Origin of the sequence: Sphingopyxis sp., assembly GCF_035998905.1 — a bacterium.
Classification (GTDB): Bacteria; Pseudomonadota; Alphaproteobacteria; order Sphingomonadales; family Sphingomonadaceae; genus Sphingopyxis.
Map to the genome: position 1 here is coordinate 81,836 of NZ_DASYHG010000016.1, position 17,475 is coordinate 99,310.

The 17,475-nt window shown below is 65.2% G+C and carries 17 protein-coding genes; 4 read left to right on the forward strand and 13 right to left on the reverse strand.

Annotated features, from left to right (window positions below; all coding sequences use genetic code 11):
• Positions 1-34 precede the first annotated feature (34 nt).
• The 10 genes from VGN62_RS07745 to VGN62_RS07790 form a co-directional block, all read right to left on the reverse strand.
• Positions 35-520, reverse strand: coding sequence for a 2'-5' RNA ligase family protein (locus tag VGN62_RS07745; protein WP_327452784.1), 486 nt, complete (start codon positions 518-520; stop codon positions 35-37).
• Positions 521-751: 231 nt separating this feature from the next.
• Positions 752-1,504: an alpha/beta hydrolase gene (locus VGN62_RS07750; protein WP_327452452.1), complete on the reverse strand. Its 753-nt coding sequence runs from the start codon at positions 1,502-1,504 to the stop codon at positions 752-754.
• A gap of 4 nt (positions 1,505-1,508) precedes the next feature.
• Positions 1,509-2,645, reverse strand: a complete 1,137-nt coding sequence (locus VGN62_RS07755; RefSeq protein WP_327452454.1) for a hypothetical protein — start codon at positions 2,643-2,645, stop codon at positions 1,509-1,511.
• A gap of 32 nt (positions 2,646-2,677) precedes the next feature.
• Positions 2,678-3,610 (reverse strand): endolytic transglycosylase MltG, encoded by a 933-nt coding sequence (gene mltG / locus VGN62_RS07760; RefSeq protein WP_327452456.1) that lies wholly within the window; start codon positions 3,608-3,610, stop codon positions 2,678-2,680.
• A 4-nt stretch (positions 3,611-3,614) separates the two neighbouring features.
• Positions 3,615-4,874: a beta-ketoacyl-ACP synthase II gene (gene fabF / locus VGN62_RS07765; RefSeq protein ID WP_327452458.1), complete on the reverse strand. Its 1,260-nt coding sequence runs from the start codon at positions 4,872-4,874 to the stop codon at positions 3,615-3,617.
• A 170-nt stretch (positions 4,875-5,044) separates the two neighbouring features.
• Positions 5,045-5,281, reverse strand: coding sequence for an acyl carrier protein (locus VGN62_RS07770; RefSeq protein ID WP_003039428.1), 237 nt, complete (start codon positions 5,279-5,281; stop codon positions 5,045-5,047).
• Between the two features lie 46 nt (positions 5,282-5,327).
• Entirely contained in the window at positions 5,328-6,527 is a 1,200-nt protein-coding gene (locus VGN62_RS07775) for a serine hydrolase domain-containing protein (protein WP_327452461.1), read from the reverse strand.
• A 44-nt stretch (positions 6,528-6,571) separates the two neighbouring features.
• Positions 6,572-8,335: a tetratricopeptide repeat protein gene (locus VGN62_RS07780; protein ID WP_327452463.1), complete on the reverse strand. Its 1,764-nt coding sequence runs from the start codon at positions 8,333-8,335 to the stop codon at positions 6,572-6,574.
• A gap of 401 nt (positions 8,336-8,736) precedes the next feature.
• Positions 8,737-9,336 (reverse strand): hypothetical protein, encoded by a 600-nt coding sequence (locus VGN62_RS07785; protein ID WP_327452465.1) that lies wholly within the window; start codon positions 9,334-9,336, stop codon positions 8,737-8,739.
• A 160-nt stretch (positions 9,337-9,496) separates the two neighbouring features.
• Positions 9,497-10,012 (reverse strand): DUF3617 domain-containing protein, encoded by a 516-nt coding sequence (locus VGN62_RS07790; RefSeq protein ID WP_327452467.1) that lies wholly within the window; start codon positions 10,010-10,012, stop codon positions 9,497-9,499.
• Between the two features lie 104 nt (positions 10,013-10,116).
• Between VGN62_RS07790 and uvrB the strand changes: the two genes are divergently transcribed.
• The 3 genes from uvrB to VGN62_RS07805 all read left to right on the forward strand — a co-directional run bounded on the left by uvrB (position 10,117) and on the right by VGN62_RS07805 (position 14,903).
• Complete coding sequence (gene uvrB, locus VGN62_RS07795; protein ID WP_327452469.1) at positions 10,117-12,303, forward strand: excinuclease ABC subunit UvrB; 2,187 nt, start codon at positions 10,117-10,119, stop codon at positions 12,301-12,303.
• 7 nt (positions 12,304-12,310) lie between these two features.
• Positions 12,311-13,279 carry a Gfo/Idh/MocA family oxidoreductase gene (locus VGN62_RS07800; RefSeq protein ID WP_327452471.1) on the forward strand — a complete coding sequence of 323 codons (969 nt, stop codon included), beginning with the start codon at positions 12,311-12,313 and terminating at the stop codon, positions 13,277-13,279.
• Positions 13,280-13,385: 106 nt separating this feature from the next.
• Positions 13,386-14,903: a S10 family peptidase gene (locus VGN62_RS07805; RefSeq protein ID WP_327452473.1), complete on the forward strand. Its 1,518-nt coding sequence runs from the start codon at positions 13,386-13,388 to the stop codon at positions 14,901-14,903.
• A gap of 137 nt (positions 14,904-15,040) precedes the next feature.
• On the opposite strand, the gene VGN62_RS07810 is transcribed toward VGN62_RS07805, so the two are convergent.
• Genes VGN62_RS07810 through VGN62_RS07820 form a run of 3 tightly spaced genes read right to left on the reverse strand, consistent with a single transcriptional unit; the run spans position 15,041 to position 16,679 of the window.
• Positions 15,041-15,484: a hypothetical protein gene (locus VGN62_RS07810; RefSeq protein WP_327452475.1), complete on the reverse strand. Its 444-nt coding sequence runs from the start codon at positions 15,482-15,484 to the stop codon at positions 15,041-15,043.
• A 23-nt stretch (positions 15,485-15,507) separates the two neighbouring features.
• Positions 15,508-16,116, reverse strand: a complete 609-nt coding sequence (locus tag VGN62_RS07815) for a TetR/AcrR family transcriptional regulator (RefSeq protein ID WP_327452477.1) — start codon at positions 16,114-16,116, stop codon at positions 15,508-15,510.
• Positions 16,117-16,124: 8 nt separating this feature from the next.
• Positions 16,125-16,679, reverse strand: a complete 555-nt coding sequence (locus tag VGN62_RS07820; RefSeq protein ID WP_327452479.1) for a DUF4287 domain-containing protein — start codon at positions 16,677-16,679, stop codon at positions 16,125-16,127.
• An 88-nt stretch (positions 16,680-16,767) separates the two neighbouring features.
• Between VGN62_RS07820 and VGN62_RS07825 the strand changes: the two genes are divergently transcribed.
• Positions 16,768-17,475 (forward strand): NRDE family protein, encoded by a 708-nt coding sequence (locus VGN62_RS07825; RefSeq protein WP_327452481.1) that lies wholly within the window; start codon positions 16,768-16,770, stop codon positions 17,473-17,475.

Here is a 17,475-nt window from a genome sequence, read left to right on the forward strand (position 1 = left end):
GCGCCTATAAGCAGAGCGTTGCCGCGGGTCAATATCATGTACGCACTCCGCGAAAATTGCGTGCGAATGCGGGCTGCCACGGGCCGCCGAGATAATGATGCGCGGCGAGTCCGGCGATCATCAAGGGCCGCGGATGAAAGTCGGCGGCGAGCGCGCCCTGCAATCTTCGCGCTTCGGCGGCCGGGACCTTGTTCTGGACGGTGACATGCAGGCGCGGGATGCCCTGATCCTGCGCGGTGAGCGTGCCGGCGAAATGATCGGCGATGCGCGCGCGGACGTCGAGCAGGCCGGGACTGTCGATGCGGAAGGCGACACCGCCGCCGAGCGAATAGATTTCGCGCAGATGCGCGGCGGGCGGCGGGGTGTCGGCCGCAATCCGGCGAATCAGCCGGTCAAGCTCGTCGAGGCACGACGGCGGCAACTGGTGGAACAGCGTGATATGCGCCGCGAGATGGTTGCGGCCGGGTGGAAAATGAGCGGCGCGGAGGCGATCGAAGAAGCGCTGGTCCGCCGCACCCATCGTCGCGGTCACGATGATGGGCACGGCGCCAGCGGCCCGGAAGGGAGGGGGGATGACCGGACCGCCTGTTTCGCGAAGGGATCGGCGCGACAATTTCGGGGGAATCTTGTCACCGCCCATAGGACGCCCTTCGTCGATGGACGCGCCCATGATCGAAAAGCGCCGCACGATCCAATCGATTAACCGGCTTAGAATGATCGAATATGGCGATCACAAGGAAAAGCGCCTTGTTTACAGCCTGCTCCAGAAATCTCGGAGCGCCGCAGCGACCTCGGCGGGCCGCTCGGCGATCGCCCAATGCCCTGCCCCCTCGATCACGGCCAGCGGCGTACCGGTGTTCGCCGCAAAGCGCTGCGCCACCGAAAGCTCGACATAGGGATCGCCCGCGCCCCACACCAATGTGCCGTTCGCGGGCAGTTGGGCGATGTCGCGCGCCCAGTCGTGCTCGAAGCTGAGCCCCTTCGCCGAACGATAGAGCTTCAGGATCGCGCGGCGCTTGTCCCTGTTCGCCCATTGCGCAGCCTCCTCGGCGGCGATGTCGGCTGGCATCCCTTGTGCTGCCAGCCCTTCGGCGAGCTTCGCAGGCTTGCTGAGCGCCATGGAGATTTCGCCGATGACGGGCGTGTTCCAGATTCGCGCGAGCCGGTGACCCCGATAATCGGGATCGATCACCGCGTTCGAAATCGCCCAGCTGCGGAGGAGGTCGGGACGCAGCATCGCTACGCGCTGCGCGATCAGCGCCCCCCAGTCATGCCCGACGATGTCGATCGGCCCGTGCGCCGCGAACAGCGCCTCGGCCTCGCCCACCGCCCAATCGGCGTACGCCTCCTTCGTTGCAGAAAACCCCGCCGGCAGCGGACCGGTGAACCCCGGAAGCGCGGGCACCGCAACGGGCGTGTCGGCAAGGTCGAGCGCGCCAAGCAGCGGGCGCCAGATCGCGGGGCTGTCGGGGACACCGTGGAGGAACAGCTTCGCAGTGGTCATGATATCAGCCCTTTTGCAAATGGATGATCCAGCTTCGGTCGGTCGGCTCGATCCGCCCTTCGCGATAGCCGCCGGCGAGCAGCGCGGTCTGCGCGTCGACGCGGACGAGCGTCATATAATTCCACTGCCCGCCCAGATCATAGTCGAGCCGCCGGCCGGTGCCGCTGGCGACATCGAAGATTTCGGGGGCGATATCGCCCGCGGCGACGAGGATGCGGTTCCCGGGCAGCAGCAGCAGGCCGTCGCCGATCTTGAAGCGCGGATCGGCGAGGTTGCCCACGGGAATGAATCGCCCCGCCGCGACGTCAAAGCGCTCGACCGAGCGCAGCTTGCCGCCATAATCGCGGACGTCCGATCCGCCGACGACCAATATGTCGCCATTATCGAGGCGCAGCGCGCCATGCTTGTAACGCCCCTGCGCCATCGTTCCGGCGGCGCTGAACCGGCCGGTCGCGGGATCGAACAGCTCGGCGCTCGCCAACGCCCGCCGCGGTTCGCGATCGGGCCGCCCGCCCCCGGCCACCAGAACCCGCCCGTCGCCGAGCAAGGTCGCCGTCGCGCCGCTCCGCGCGGCGCCGAGCGACCCTGCCGGGCTCAGGCGGCCCGAGGCGGGGTCGAAGATTTCTGCGTCGGAGCGGACGTCCGTTCCGTCATAACCGCCGGCGATCAGGATCCGCCCATCGGCCAGACGCGCGACCGCCGGTGCATTGCGTGGCGCCGCCATCGCCGGCCCCGCGACCGACTTGCCCGTCGCGGGATCGAATATTTCGGTGGTCGCCGACACGCGCCCGTTGACCCACCCGCCGAGGACCAGCACCTGCCCACCCGGCAGCGTCGCCACCGACGGCTGGATACGTTCGGCGAGCAGCTGGCCGCTCCCGACAAGCTCCATACTGCGGGCATCGATGATATCGACGGTCGCGCTGGCCGGACCCGCCTCGCAGCCCGCGCGCACGCATCCGCCGATGGCGAGCAGGCGTCCCTCTCCCACGGCGACAAGCTGGTGCGTCGCGCGCGGCGCGCCGAGGCGCGGACCGGACTCGATGCGGATCTCGCTCGCCTGTTCGGCCGCGCTGCCGCCGTTCGCCATGCAGGCGGTCATCGCGAGCGAAAGAAGCGCACAGATCGAAATATTCCGCATCGCACCCCTTCCCGCTGTCCGGCGATGGCCGCCTATTCCATCTCCCCGCGATCACGGCGGAGCTGATACCATTTCTGCACATTGGCATTATGTTCGGCGAGCGTGCGCGCGAAGATATGCCCGCCGTCGCCCTTGGCGACGAAGAAGAGATAGTCGTTCGCTTCGGGATCGAGCACTGCGGCGATCGAGGCCTTGCCCGGGTTGGCGATCGGCCCCTTGGGAAGGCCGATCATGCTGTAGGTGTTATAGCCGTTCACCGCCTGGATTTCGGAACGCAGGATACGCCGCCCGAGCGGCTTGCCCTTGGTGATCGGGTAGATGATCGTAGGGTCGGCCTGGAGCCGCATGCCGACGCCAAGCCGGTTGGTGTAGACGCCCGCAACAGTACGCCGTTCGGCGGCGACGCCGGTTTCCTTCTCGACGATCGAGGCGAGCGTCATCGCCTCATTGCGGTCCTTCACCGCGGTGCGCGACGTGCGCTTCGCCCACAGTTCGGCGAACGCCTTGTCCATTGCCGACTGCATCCGCTTCACCACTGCGGCGCGGCTTTCTCCCGTCGTGAAGGCATAGCTGTCGGGCAGGATACTGCCTTCGGCCGGCACGGGAATTTCACCTTTCAGGCGCTTTTCGGCCATCAGCCGTTCCCACACCATGATCGACGGCATGCCTTCGGGGATCATCACGAGGCGCTGGATCGTCTTGCCCGACTGAAACAGTTCGAGGATGTCGCCCGCGTCCATCCCTTTTTCGATCTTATACTCGCCCGGCTTGATGGGGTCGTCCGAGCCGAAGAAGCGCGCCTCGTTTCGGAAACTCGATGCCGAGACGAGCCCGGCATCCTCGAGAATCTGCCCCGCCTTTGCGATGCTCGCGCCCTGCGGGATGACGACCTCGGCCTCCTTCGGCGCGCCGCCCGAACAGGCGGCGAGCGTCAGGGCCAGCAAGGCTGCAAGCAGCCAGCGCACGCGATCAGTCGACCGCCTTGACGATCAGGCTGGCGTTGGTGCCGCCGAAACCGAAGCTGTTGTTGAGCGCTGCGCGCACCTTGCGTTTCTTGGCGACCTTCGGGACGAGATCGGCGCCTTCGGTGCCTTCGTCGGGATTGTCGAGGTTGAGCGTCGGCGGCACGACCTGATCGCGGATCGCAAGGATGCAGAAGATCGTCTCGACCGCGCCCGCGCCGCCGAGCAGGTGCCCGATCGCCGACTTGGTCGAGCTCATCGAAACATTACCCATCGCGTCGCCGAACAGGCGCTTCACCGCGCCGAGTTCGATCGTGTCGGCCATCGTCGAGGTGCCGTGCGCGTTGATATAGTCGATGTCGGCGGGGGTCATGCCCGCCTTTTTCAGCGCCGCGCTCATCGAACGGAACGCGCCGTCCATTTCGGGATCGGGCGCGGTGACATGATAGGCGTCGCCCGACAGGCCGTAGCCGACGACTTCGGCGTAGATTTTCGCGCCGCGTGCCTTGGCATGCTCATATTCTTCGAGCACGACGACACCCGCACCCTCGCCCATCACAAAGCCGTCGCGGTCCTTGTCATAGGGGCGGCTCGCCTGTTCGGGGCGATCGTTGTAGGTCATGTTCAGCGCACGTGCCTGCGCGAAGCCCGCGATGCCGATCGGGCAGATCGTTGCCTCGGCGCCGCCTGCGAGCATGATGTCGGCGTCGTCGTCGCGGATCATCCGCGCCGCATCGCCGATCGAATGCGCACCGGTCGAGCAGGCGGTCACGACCGCATGGTTCGGGCCCTTCAGGCCATATTTGATGCTGACCTGGCCCGAGATCAGGTTGATCAGGCGGCCGTGGACGAAGTGCGGCGAAACGCGGCCCGGACCCTTTTCCGCGAGCAGCAGGCTTTCGCTTTCGATGCCCGGCAGGCCGCCGATGCCCGAACCGATCGAACAGCCGGCACGCACCTGCTGTTCCGGGGTCAATTCGGTGAGGCCCGCGTCCTCGAGCGCCTGTCCCGCGGCGTCGATGCCGAAGATGATGAAGGGATCGACCTGGCGCTGCACCTTGTGGTCGACGCGCTTGCCGGGGTCGAAGCCATATTCATGGTCGGGTCCCTTGACCTCGCACGCGATCGTGCATTTCTGGTCCGAGGCGTCGAAATGCGTGATCGTGCCCGCGCCCGATTTGCCGGCGATCAGATTTTTCCAGGTGGTTTCGACATCGGCGCCCAGCGGCGTCACCAAACCCAAACCTGTCACCACAACCCGGCGCATAATCATTCCTTTCATCGGCCCCTGCCCCCGCAGCGAGCCGCGTCGATTCCTAAAGACGCATATCCATAAAAAAAGCTTCCCGGCCACTGCGCACGAGCGCTCGGGACCGGGAAGCCGGAAATGCGTGGGCGGCGTTGCCGCCGCATCCGGCCACGCCGGATCGCAGGGCTTTAGCCCTTGTTCGCTTCGATATAGTCGATCGCATCCTTGACGGTGGCGATCTTTTCCGCCGCATCGTCGGGGATTTCGACACCGAATTCTTCTTCGAACGCCATCACCAGCTCGACGATATCGAGGCTGTCGGCGCCCAGGTCATCAATGAAGCTCGCTTCTTCGGTGACCTTGTCGGCTTCGACGCCCAGATGTTCGACAACGATCTTTTTAACCTTTTCGGCCGAATCGCTCATGCACAGTTCCTTTTTTCTGACTATGTCGTGAATGTTGAAAATTGCCCTAGTGCGCGTGGGCGGGGCTGGCAAGAGGGCTGGCTTCGGTGGTGCGGCGAAGCGCCGCATCGACCAAGACTTCCTCCGCAGCGCTATATGCCGACCGTGTCCCTTTCTGCCCCTCCGGCACCTGCGTGACGAAATAGGCAATGCCCTCGCCACCTTCAAGGTCGAACCACAGGCCGGACCGCAATCCATAGGCATCGCCCGAATGGCCGAGGCGCAACCGTCCGTCGCCGAACAGGTCGTCGCGGCAGGCCGGATCGGATAGCGCCGGACCGCCCGTGCTGTGCATAGCTATGCCATATTCGCAGAAAAATCCGCCGGTCCCTTCACCGCTGGTCGGATGCACGCGCGCCATCGCCTCCAACCGCGCGAGGCTTTCGGGTTTGAGGAAATTCTCGCCGCGGCGCAGCAGCATTACGCCGATGCGCGCAAGGCCATTCGCCGAAATCCGCAGTCCCCCTTGCGGACTGAACCCCGCGCCGTGCCGCGCGAGGCGATAGCGCGCGAGGTCGCAGCTGCCGTCGGCGGCCGGAACGACCGGGCATGGCGGCCGAACGCCTTGCAAATCGTCGCGCACGACCGCGCCGTCGGCGCCGCGCAGCGTGACCGCCCGCGCGACCGCGGCGTCGCTGCACGTCGGCCAGTTGAAGCAGGCGTCGAGGCCGAGCGGCTGCATGACCAGCCGTGCCATCGCCGCATCGAAACGCTCTCCCGTCGCGCCCTCGATCGCCGCCGCCACGACCGGATAGTTGAGGTTTGCATAGGCAAAATCGCCCGCGGGCGGACGCGCAGCGTCCCAGGCGGCTGGATTGCCGAGCGCCGCTTCGAGATCGGCGCCGAGCGGCAGGGCATAGTCGACATTGTCGGCGAGCCCCGACCGGTGGCCGAGGAGCTGCGCGAGCGTAACCGGGCGATCGGGATAAACCGGATGCCGCAGTCGCCAACCGAGATAGGCCGATACGTCGCGGTCGAGATCGAGCTTTCCCGCTTCGACGAGGCGCAGCACCCCGAGCGCGACGACGAGCTTCGAGATCGATGCGATGCGAACCGGATCGTCGGGGGTCAGCGGCCGCGTGTTCGCGGCATCTGCGAACCCTTCGGCGACGCGCGTCTCGATCCGCCCTTCGCGGTCGAAACGCACCGCAACCGCCGCGGACGGAGGCGCGGCGGCGAGCGTCAGCAGGGCCAGTGCGGTGAACATCGCGCCATCCTGCGCAGCGCCGCCCGCGTCGTCAAGGCGCGCCGTCAGGGTGCGGTTTTTGCCTGAACGACACCCGATTCGCGGAGCGCCGCCGAGGCACGCTGGATGACCACCGGCGTGATCATGAACCGGCCCAGCACCCGTTCAGGCGCCGCGTCGGCGGGTTGGCGGGTGTAAGTGAGCAGGCGCTGCCATTGCGCGCGCGCCGCGGCGACATCGCCCTGTTGCGCCAGCACGATCGCCCGCACCATCATATATTGCGGCTCCATGTTGCTCGGCGACGGCATCTGGTCGAGAATCTTCCGCGCCTCCGCCAGCTCGCCGCGCTGCGACAACAAAAAGGCCAGCGTGACCGCAGGAACGCGGGGATAGGAGGAATCGAGTTGCAACGAGCGCCGGAGCAGAGCCTCGCCCTCGGTCGCCTGTCCGCAGGTCAGCTTGAACAGCCCGAGGAAACCCGAGATGTCGGCGTCATAGGGGTTCAGCGCGATCGCAGCGTCGCCCATCGCATTGCCGCGAGCACAATTTCCCGAATAGAAATTCGCGCGCGCCATCGCGAACAGCCCCGCCGTGGAATTCGGGCTGCTTTCATAGGAGCGTAGCGCCAGCGCGCGCGCCTCAGCCAACGCCTCGCGGCCCGCCGGCGTCATCCGCTGCGGCTGCCAGTCGCCATAGCGGACGAGCGACAGCGCGGTCAGCGCAACAGGGTCGCGCGGATTGCCCGTCAGCGTCGCGCGCAAGCACGCGTCGACCTGCTTCACCGCCATGACATTGCGCATCTGGCGCATCCGGTTGAACTGCGCCAGGCAGGGGAAGCCCGGCGAAAAATTGTCGGGTTGGCGCTGGACCTGGTCGCGCACGATCACCCCATAATCGCCCGCAAGCTGGGCAATCAGCGGTTCGATCGCGAAGAATTCCGGGGTTTCCTGCTGGGTCAGGCGAAGCTGCTGCGACCAGATCGCGCGCTGGTCGGCGACGCGATTGAGAACGAGCGTGACGTCGGTGTTTCCTTCGGTCGTGCGGACGAGCGACGTATCGAGCCGATAATCGCCGTTCCGGGGCGCGGTGCTGCCCGGCGCTTTCGCACTGAGCAGGTCGACCAGCTCGAAGCGGCGGAGCCCGTCGCGCAGCTTGCCGTCGAGCGCCCGCGCCAGCGCGCGCGATTCGGGTGAGTTTCCGGCGGCCGGTGCGCTGACCTCCAACAGGGGGACGGGCACCGGATCGCTCACGAACAATTGGCCGGGGCCGCCGCGCAGCATCCACAATGTCAGGAGCGCGAGCCCGAGAAGGATCAGGACGACGATCCAGCGGCCGAGGCGCGGACCACCGTCATGCCGCCGATGCGCGCCGCCCGATGCAGGCGGCCGTCCCGACGTTGCGGCAAGCGGTGCCGCTTTGACGTCATCGGCGGCCGCCGGCTCGTCGGCCGATCGCGCCGACGGCGGCGCCGCGCGATATTGGACAACGACCTCGTAGCTGCCCTGCGGCACGCGCAGCCGGTGCACCCACGGCGTGTCGGCATAATAGCGGTCGAGCAGGCTGCGCAGCCGCCCCACCATGACCCGCGGATAGCTGTCGACGGCGGGATCGAAATCCTCGCTGCGGCCCAGCGCCTCGGTCGCGATCGCATAGGCTTTGGGCGAGCTGCGTCCGCCGCGCAGGCGGTGTTCGACGAGGAATTGCAGCAAACGCGACAGCACCGGCGAGCGCGTGAACATCGGGGAATCGAGCAGGCGCTCGAGTTCGTCCGCGATGATCCGGTCGGTCTCGCCGGGATCCTGTGTCTCGTTCGCTTTCGCGTGGTCCATGCTACCCTCAAATGCCCCCGACGGGCGGTGTGGTAGATACGCCAATCAGCCAGCGCGGCCACCCATTGTTACTTCGACGTAACGGTAACACGGTAGCCTTGGTTCATATCAGAAGAAGTGCGTCTCGCCAATCTGCAAGGAAATGCGCGAAAACAGGTTAACGATTGGTTATCAAACGGCAACATCACAGCGTGTGACCCCTTGTAACTGCCGCGCTTTCGAAATTGTGTCATTCTTGGACCGTCGCGGCATTCCTACGATGACGCGGCGTGAAGCCGAAAGGCGAAAGGTGCGAGCTGGTCCCTGGCGCCTTTCGATCCCCCTCAGGCTTCATTCTGAGACTTCGCCGGGCGGCCCAACAGCCCCACCTGTTCGCCGCCCGGCAAGTCGACCGCCCCTCCCTAACGGCGATTGGTCGACGAACGCTGCGGCCATAGGCGCAACGCGAGCGCGGCGATCATGATCGATCCGAAAGCGATGCCGACGATCCGCTTGTCCGGATCGTCGCCAAAGGCGCGACCGGCATAGCTCGCGGTGAAGATGAACCAGATATAATAGATGCCGAACCGGTGGAGGCGCCGCCACCATTTGCCGAGCCGCCGCTGCCACCCGTCGGTCGAGGTCAGCGCCATCAGGTAGAGAATGGTATAGGCGAGCCCGCCGCCGATCAGCGACTGCCATGTCCGCCCCGGTGCATAGACGATGATGTTGATGCCGAGCGCGACGAGGTGGATCGTGTGCGCGAGCGCAAAGCCCAGCCCCCATTGCCGTCGCCGGCGAAGGACGGCACGCGTCGCGGGGCCCGGCCAGCGGCGCACCAGCGTCGAGGCAAGGAAGGCTGCAAGGAACAGCGGCAGGCCGGCGCGCGCGGTCCATCGCGCGGCCAACCCCGCACGCTCGGCGGCATCGCCCCCCGCGAGCAATCCCGCCGCGACCGCCAGCAAGCCGGCGAGCAAGCCGAGCAGCAGCGGGACCGATCGGCGATCGAGCCAACGGGTCAAGCCGAAGCCTTCGCGATATGGTGGGCGCCAAGCAAATTGCCGCGGCGCTCGCCCGTTTCCGAAACCATGTAAACGCCCCCCTCCGTCCTTCTTCGGTCCCCTAACGAAAAGGGGCGCCGGTTTCCACCGACGCCCCTGTCTCTCTTCGAAAAACGAAGGCTTAGGTTGCCGCCGGCGCCTTGCACGGGCCGGTGTGGGTCTGCGTCATCTGCATGACCATTTCCATGTCGCCACCGGTCGGAACCTTGCCCTTGGTGGTGATGGTGACGTCGCTCTTCTTGGCTTCCATCGTACCGGTCATCGCCATGTCGACCGTCTGGCCGTTGGCCTTGCAGGTGCCGGCGATATCGATCTTCCCGCCTGCGATATCCTTCTTCGACCAGGTGCATTCACCGCCGTTGCCCGGCCCCTTGGCGAGCTCGGCTGCGATATCTTCCTTGTCGACCTGCTCCTGCGTGAAGCACTGGTCCATGCCGCTGGCGCCTTCCATCATCTTCGCCATGCCGTCCTTCATTTCGGGCGGCATGCCGGGGACTTCGAATTTCACCAGCTTGACGTCGGTTTTCCAGTTGCCGGCTTCGCGCTTGACCGGACCACCGGCGGCGTTTTCGCTCTTGCCGCAACCCGACACTGCCAGCGCAACGCCAAGCGCCGCGACCGTCACAAATTTCTTCATAAAATCATCCTCCTGTTTGGCAAAGGGGGGAAACCCCGACGCCGCGATTTGGTTGCGAGCCATTATAATTGTCGTTGGCCCCAATCGATACCATATTGGCAGCGATGGCAATCCAGATTCGCACTTCGCTCGACGAAATCGACACGGCAGAGGGCTATGTCCCGCACCGTCCCGCCCGCCCCGACAAGGTCGAAGGCGGCAAGCGATTTGAACTGGTTAGCGATTATGAACCCGCGGGCGACCAGCCGACGGCGATCAGGGAACTCGTCTCGACCGCACTGACAGGCGAACGCGACCAGGTCCTGCTCGGCGTCACCGGGTCGGGCAAGACCTTCACCATGGCGAAGGTCATCGACGAACTGCAGCGCCCTGCCCTCATCCTCGCACCGAACAAGATCCTCGCCGCGCAGCTCTATGGCGAGTTCAAGAGCTTTTTCCCGAACAATGCGGTCGAATATTTCGTCAGCTATTACGACTATTACCAGCCCGAAGCCTATGTGCCGCGCAGCGACACCTATATCGAGAAGGAAAGCTCGGTAAACGAGGCGATCGACCGCATGCGCCATTCGGCGACGCGCGCGCTGCTCGAACGCGACGATGTGATCATCGTCGCCTCGGTGTCGTGTCTCTATGGCATCGGGTCGGTCGAGACTTACTCGGCGATGATCTTCGATTTGAAGAAGGGCCAGGTCGCCGACAGCCGCGAAATCATCCGCAAGCTCGTTGCGCTGCAATACAAGCGCAACGATCAGGCCTTTGCGCGCGGCAATTTCCGCGTGCGCGGCGACAGCCTCGAAATCTTCCCCTCGCACTATGAGGATATGGCGTGGCGCGTCAGCTTCTTCGGCGACGAGATCGAGGAGATCACCGAGTTCGACCCGCTGACGGGCAAGAAGATCGCGACCCTCAACTATGTCCGCGTCTTCGCCAACTCGCACTATGTGACGCCGGGGCCGACGCTGAAGCAGGCGTCGGAGGCGATCCGCCACGAACTCGCCGAGCGACTCAAGGAACTCGAAGCCGAAGGCCGATTGCTGGAGGCGCAGCGGCTCGAACAGCGCACCAATTTCGACCTCGAAATGATCGCCGCGACGGGAAGCTGCGCGGGGATCGAGAATTACAGCCGCTTCCTCACCGGCCGCCTGCCCGGCGAGCCGCCGCCGACCCTGTTCGAATATCTGCCCGACAACGCCCTGCTCTTCGTCGACGAGAGCCACCAGACGATCCCGCAGATCGGCGCGATGTCGAAGGGTGACCATCGCCGCAAGATCACGCTCGCCGAATATGGCTTCCGCCTGCCCTCGTGCATCGACAACCGGCCGCTGCGCTTCGCCGAATGGGACATGATGCGCCCGCAGACGGTCAGCGTGTCGGCGACGCCGGGGACGTGGGAGATGGACCGCACGCAGGGCGTGTTCGCCGAACAGGTGATCCGCCCCACCGGCCTGATCGACCCGCCGGTGTTCATCAAACCGGTCGAGGAACAAGTCGACGACCTGATCGCCGAAGCGAAGGCGACCGCTGCGGCGGGCTATCGCACTCTGGTAACGACACTGACGAAACGGATGGCCGAGGACCTCACCGAATTCCTCCACGAAGCCGGCCTCAAAGTCCGCTACATGCACTCGGACGTCGAGACGCTCGAGCGCATCGAGATCATCCGCGACCTCCGGCTCGGGGTGTTCGACGTGCTCGTCGGGATCAACCTGCTCCGCGAGGGGCTCGACATTCCCGAATGCGGGCTCGTCGCGATCCTCGACGCCGACAAGGAAGGTTTCCTGCGCAGCGAAACCTCGCTCGTCCAGACGATCGGCCGCGCCGCGCGTAACGTCGACGGCCGCGTCATCCTCTACGCCGATCGCATCACCGGCAGCATGGAGCGCGCGATGCGCGAGACCGACCGCCGCCGCGAAAAGCAGGAAGCGTATAACGCCGAGCACGGCATCACCCCGACGACGATCAAGCGCAACATCGGCGACATCATCGCACATGTCGCGTCGAAGGACGGGGTGGTGATCGACATCGGCGAGGACAAGCCGCAGCACATGGTCGGCCACAACCTCCGCGCGTATATTCAGGAGCTCGAAAAGAAGATGCGCGATGCGGCCGCGGACCTCGAGTTCGAGGAAGCGGGGCGCCTGCGCGACGAGATCCGTAAGCTCGAGGCCGACGAGCTGGGGCTGCCCCTGGACGAACAGGTCGCGCCGCGCGTCGGGCGCTCGAACGAGGGCAAGCCGGGAACACGCAAGGGGCGGTTCGGCAAGCAGAGCAAGACGAAATGGGGGCGGTGACCGCCAGATGACCGTGATCCGATGGGGCATGATCGGCTGCGGCAATGTGACCGAACGCAAGAGCGCGCCAGCCTATCAACAGGTGGATGGGTTCGCCTTGCACGGCATATTCAACCGGACCCGCGCGAAGGCGGAAGGTTATGCGGCGCGTCACGGCGTCCCGCGGATATTCGACAGCGCCGCCGACCTGATCCACGCGCCGGATATCGATGCCGTCTATATCGCAACCCCGCCCGACAGCCACGAAGCCTATGCGATCGAGGTCGCGCGCGCCGATAAACCCTGCTGCATCGAAAAGCCGATAGCGCCCGATCATGCCGCGTGCGTGCGCATCCGCGACGCGTTCGCCGAGCGGGGAGTGCCGCTCTTCGTCGCTTATTATCGCCGTTCGCTTCCCCGGTTTCGGCAGGTCCAATCCTGGATCGACGAAGGCGCGATCGGAACCGTTCGCCACATCCACTGGACACTGACCAAGCCGGCCGGCCCCGCCGATCTGTCGCAAGACAATTGGCGCGTCGACGCAAATATCGCCCCCGGCGGATATTTCGACGACCTCGCGAGCCACGGCCTCGATCTCTTCTGCTGGCTGTTCGGCGAGGTGGAGGAAGTTGCGGGCTTCGCCGTCAATCAGCAGGGTCGTTACGGCGCGGCGGATGCGGTGACGGGGTGCTGGCTGCACAAGGGCGGCGTCACCGGATCGGGAAGCTGGAACTTCGGCGCAGCCGAACGGCGGGACCGCGTCGAAATCACCGGCAGTGCAGGCCGCATCGTCTTTTCGATCTTCGACGAAGCCCCGTTCCGGCTCACGCGCGGCGATGAAAGCCTCGAGAGCGTCATCGCCAATCCGCAGGCCATCCAGCTCTTTCACGTCGAAGCGATGCGCGACCATCTCGCCGGTCGCTTGATCCATCCCTCCACAGGTGACAGCGGCGCACATACCGCGTGGGTGATGGACCGGATCCTGTCGCGCCGGTGATCCGCCGCCGGCCCGCTTCGACGAAACCTCGCCCGTAACCGACAAGTAACCTTGCCGCCGTGCCGGCCGCTGCATAGGGTCGCCCCGAAACCGGGGAGAAATATCTATGAAATCGGGTCTGTCGCTCATCGCCTTGGCGCTTGCCTTCACCGCGCCCGCCACGCTCCACGCGCAGGACAAACCCGACGACGCCAGCGCAGCGAAGGCGAAGGTCGAAAAGCCCGCCGACTATGAACCGCAGGTCCGCACGACCAAGCTCAGCGGCACCTTCGGCGGCCAGCGGATCAACTATGCCGCGACGATCGGCGAAACGATCATCAGGAACAAGGACGGCGTTCCCGAAGTCGCGGTCGTGACAACCGCTTACGTCAAGGAACCGCGCGACCCGAGCAGGCCGATCACCTTCCTGTTCAACGGCGGCCCCGGATCGGGCACCGTCTGGTTGATGATGGGCGCCTTCGGGCCGAAGCGCGTCGCGATCCCCGGCACAGGCGTCGACGACGGCGCGCCGCCCTATCCGATCGTCGACAACCCCGATGCGCTGCTCGACGTGACCGACGTCGTGTTCATCGACCCGCCGGGCACCGGTTTCTCGCACCTGATCGGCAAGGCGAAGCCCGAGGATTATTACGGGGTGACCCAGGATGCGAAACTCGTCGCCGAGGTGATCCGCCGCTGGCTCAACGACAATGGCCGCTGGAACAGCCCCAAATATCTCGGCGGTGAAAGCTATGGCACGACGCGATCGGCCGCGGTCGCGAACCAGCTGATGAACGAGACGTACAACGATGTCGCCTTGAACGGCATCATCCTCATTTCGACCGTGCTCGATTTCGCTGCGGGCGCCGATACGCCGGGCAATGAGTTGTCTCCGATCACCAACCTGCCCTCGATGGCGGTGACCGCGCTCTATCACGGCAAGGCGACGGCTTCGTCGCCCGAAGCCTTTGCCGAGGAAGCGCGGCAATGGGCGATCGGTCCCTATGCCACCGCGCTGCTGAAAGGTCAGAAATTGCAGGGCGAGGAGCGCGCCGCGATCCGCCGCGAACTTGCCCGTTTTACCGGCCTGTCCGAAACCTATCTCGAAAGCGCCGACCTGCGCGTCACGCCGAATCGTTTTTACAAGGAATTGCTGCGCGACCGCGGGCTGACCGTCGGGCGGCTCGACAGCCGCTACACCGGCAAGGATTATAACAGCGCGGGCGAAGGCCCCGACAATGATCCGAGCTTCTATGGCATCGACGCGAGCTATACCGCGGCGATCAACAGCTGGAGCCGCGACGGGCTGGGGTTCAAGACCGACCGCGAATATCAGTCGATCGGCCGGATCGGCGGGCAATGGGACTGGCGCCTCGGCGGGCGCGACACCAACGCCTATCTCAACGTTGCGCCCTATCTCGGTCAGGCGCTGCGCGAGAATTCAGGGCTGAAGATCCTCGTCGCGCAGGGCTGGTATGATTTCGCGACGCCCTTTTTCGCCGCCGAATATGCGCTGTCGCGCACCGGCATCCCGCAGGACCGCATCCACTACACCTATTATGGCGCGGGCCACATGATGTATATCCGCGACGAGGACCGGCATAAATTGTCGGCGGATGTGCGGGCCTTCATTCGCGCGCGATAGAACCGCCGATTCTTGCGTGATCCCCGGCGAAGGCCGGGGCCCATAGCGCGATAGCGCGACGTCAGCATTCTTCCGCCTTCGGCCCCGGCTTTCGCCGGGGATCACAAAGGCTATCCGCAACCCCTAACCGGGCATGCCTACCTCAGCACGCCCTTCGCTTTCATCCAGCGAGCATAGAAGAACAGCGCGATGGCAACGGCCCAGATCACGCCGAGGAACATCAAGACGCCTTCTCCGAACAGCGCCTGATATTGCGCCGCCTGCATCCCGACTTGATAAAGGCTCATCAGCGCCAGGCCGATCAGCGAGACGAGAAAGGCCGTGACCGCGTGTCGGTTACGGAGCAGCAGCAGCAAGGTACCGGCCATCGCACCCCAGACGCCGAGTGCCCAGCCGATATCCGCCCAGACCGGATAGGCGTCGACCCACGCAATCTGCTCGGGCTTCAGGCCTGAGCTTTCGAGATACCAGGCCGCCTTGGTCTTGAAGCCGACATAGTCGGAAACCGGAATGCAGTGCCACAGGAACGACAGGATACCGACGGCCCACAGATGCCACGGCGTTTTTTGCGCTTCGGTCATATTCGTCTCCCCCTCCAGAAAGATCAGGCGTAACTACCAGATTTCGCGCTACTCATCAATGTGGTGACATAGTCCCGCAATACAGCAATATTGCGGTCGAAATAGCCGATGTCGCGATAGGTGCGCGCCTGCATCACCGCGCCCTCCATCACCGTCAGAACGAATTCGCCGAGCGCCTTGCGATCGGTCCCCGGCGGGAGGCGGTCGGCGGCGGCATCGAAACAGCCCGCGATCGCGGTGGACCAGTTGGTGAAATTCGCAGCCATCAGTTCGCGGACCACCGGGTCGGGCTCGTGAATCTCGAGCGCGAGGCTGCCGATCGGGCAGCCATAGGTACAATCGGTGACGATCAGGTGGGTGCGATAGCCCGCGAGCAACGCAAAGATGCGCTCGACCGGATCGTCGACCCCCTCCCAGTTCGGCGCGAGCAACATTTCGTCGATCCCGTCGCGATAGAGTTCGAGCACGCCGACGAGCACATCCTGCTTGCCGGGGAAGAAATGATAGAGGCTGCCCGAATGGGCCTGGCTGCGCGACAGGATGTCGGAGACCGAGGTCGAGAGATAACCCTTCTCCCAGAACAGCTCCATCGCTGTCATCAGGATGCGCTGGCGCGTATCGGCGGCGTTCATGGCGGCTCCTATCCGGCGCGGTCGTAGGCGGCGCGGAGCCAGCCCGCCACATCGTCGCCCGCGTCGCCATCGGCGGCGATGCGCACGCGGTGCGAGACCATCGCATTCCAGCTGCCCGCCAGTTCAAGCTTGCCCGCGGGTTCCTCACCCTTGAGCGCCAGACCGATGTCGAAACGGTCCTTGGTCGACGGCTGGAGCAGCGCGAACTGCTTTTTACGGCGCAGGCTGACATAGCCTTTCTTCGGTGCCAGTTCGACGTCGTCGCCAAACCCCTGCACCAATGCGATCAACCGGTCGTAAAGCGGGCGCCAATGCGCCTTGGCGCCGTCAAACGCTGCCGCAACGAGCGCATCGTCGTCCTGCGATAGCGACGACGACGCGTTGGCGGCATGGACGATCATATTGGCATAGCCGTGGCCGAGGCCATGTTCGGATTTCAGGTGGTTCACCAGCGCCATATGGCCGGCGATGCCCGCGGCGCGCGCGGTAGCGACCCATTCGTCGAGCCCCTTGCCGGTCTTGGCACGGAGGCTTTCGCCCATCTTCTCGAATTCGTCGGCCATCGGCGTCCTCCCTCGTCAAGATGAGTTGATTGAACATTCAACCAAGCAATTTGTCAAGAGGCTTGGCAAGCGGGGAGCCAGCCCCGATATGCGCAGCATGTGCGTCGTTGCCCTTGCTCACCAGACCCATCCCGACTGGCCGCTCATCCTCATCGGCAATCGCGACGAGTTCCACGCACGACCCGCCGCGCCGCTCGCCGAATGGGACGACGGCAGCGGGATCGTCGCGGGCCGCGACATGCAGGCGGGCGGGACATGGCTGGGGGCGCATCGCCCCAGCGGCCGCGTCGTGGTCGTGACCAATGTCCGCGGCGCGATGCCCGATCCCGCGAAGGAGTCGCGCGGCGCGCTGGTGTCGGACCTGCTGCGCGGCGAAGGGCGATTTGCCGACCCCGCGGCCGAAGACCTGCCGCGCTTCAATGTGTTCAACCTGTTCGCGGTGGAAGGCGGTGCAGCGAGGCTGCTGACCAATCGCCCGGTCCCGTTGGTGATGCCGCTCGACCCCGGCATCCACGCGCTCGCCAATGAACCCGTCGACGCGCCCTGCCCGCGCGCCGAGCGGCTGCGCCTTGCCCTCGAAGCGACGGTCGCAGCCGGCAGCGACCCCGAGGGCCTGCTCGACACGCTGATGGCCGAAGACGATCCCGCGCTGTTCCTGCGCGGCGACGTCTATGGAACGCGCGCCTCGACGCTCGTAGCGGTTTCGGCGTCGGGCGACGTCAGGATGATCGAGCGCCGATACGAAAAGGGCGGCCGCCCCATCGGAACGACCGCCCTCACATTTCGTATCGGCTGA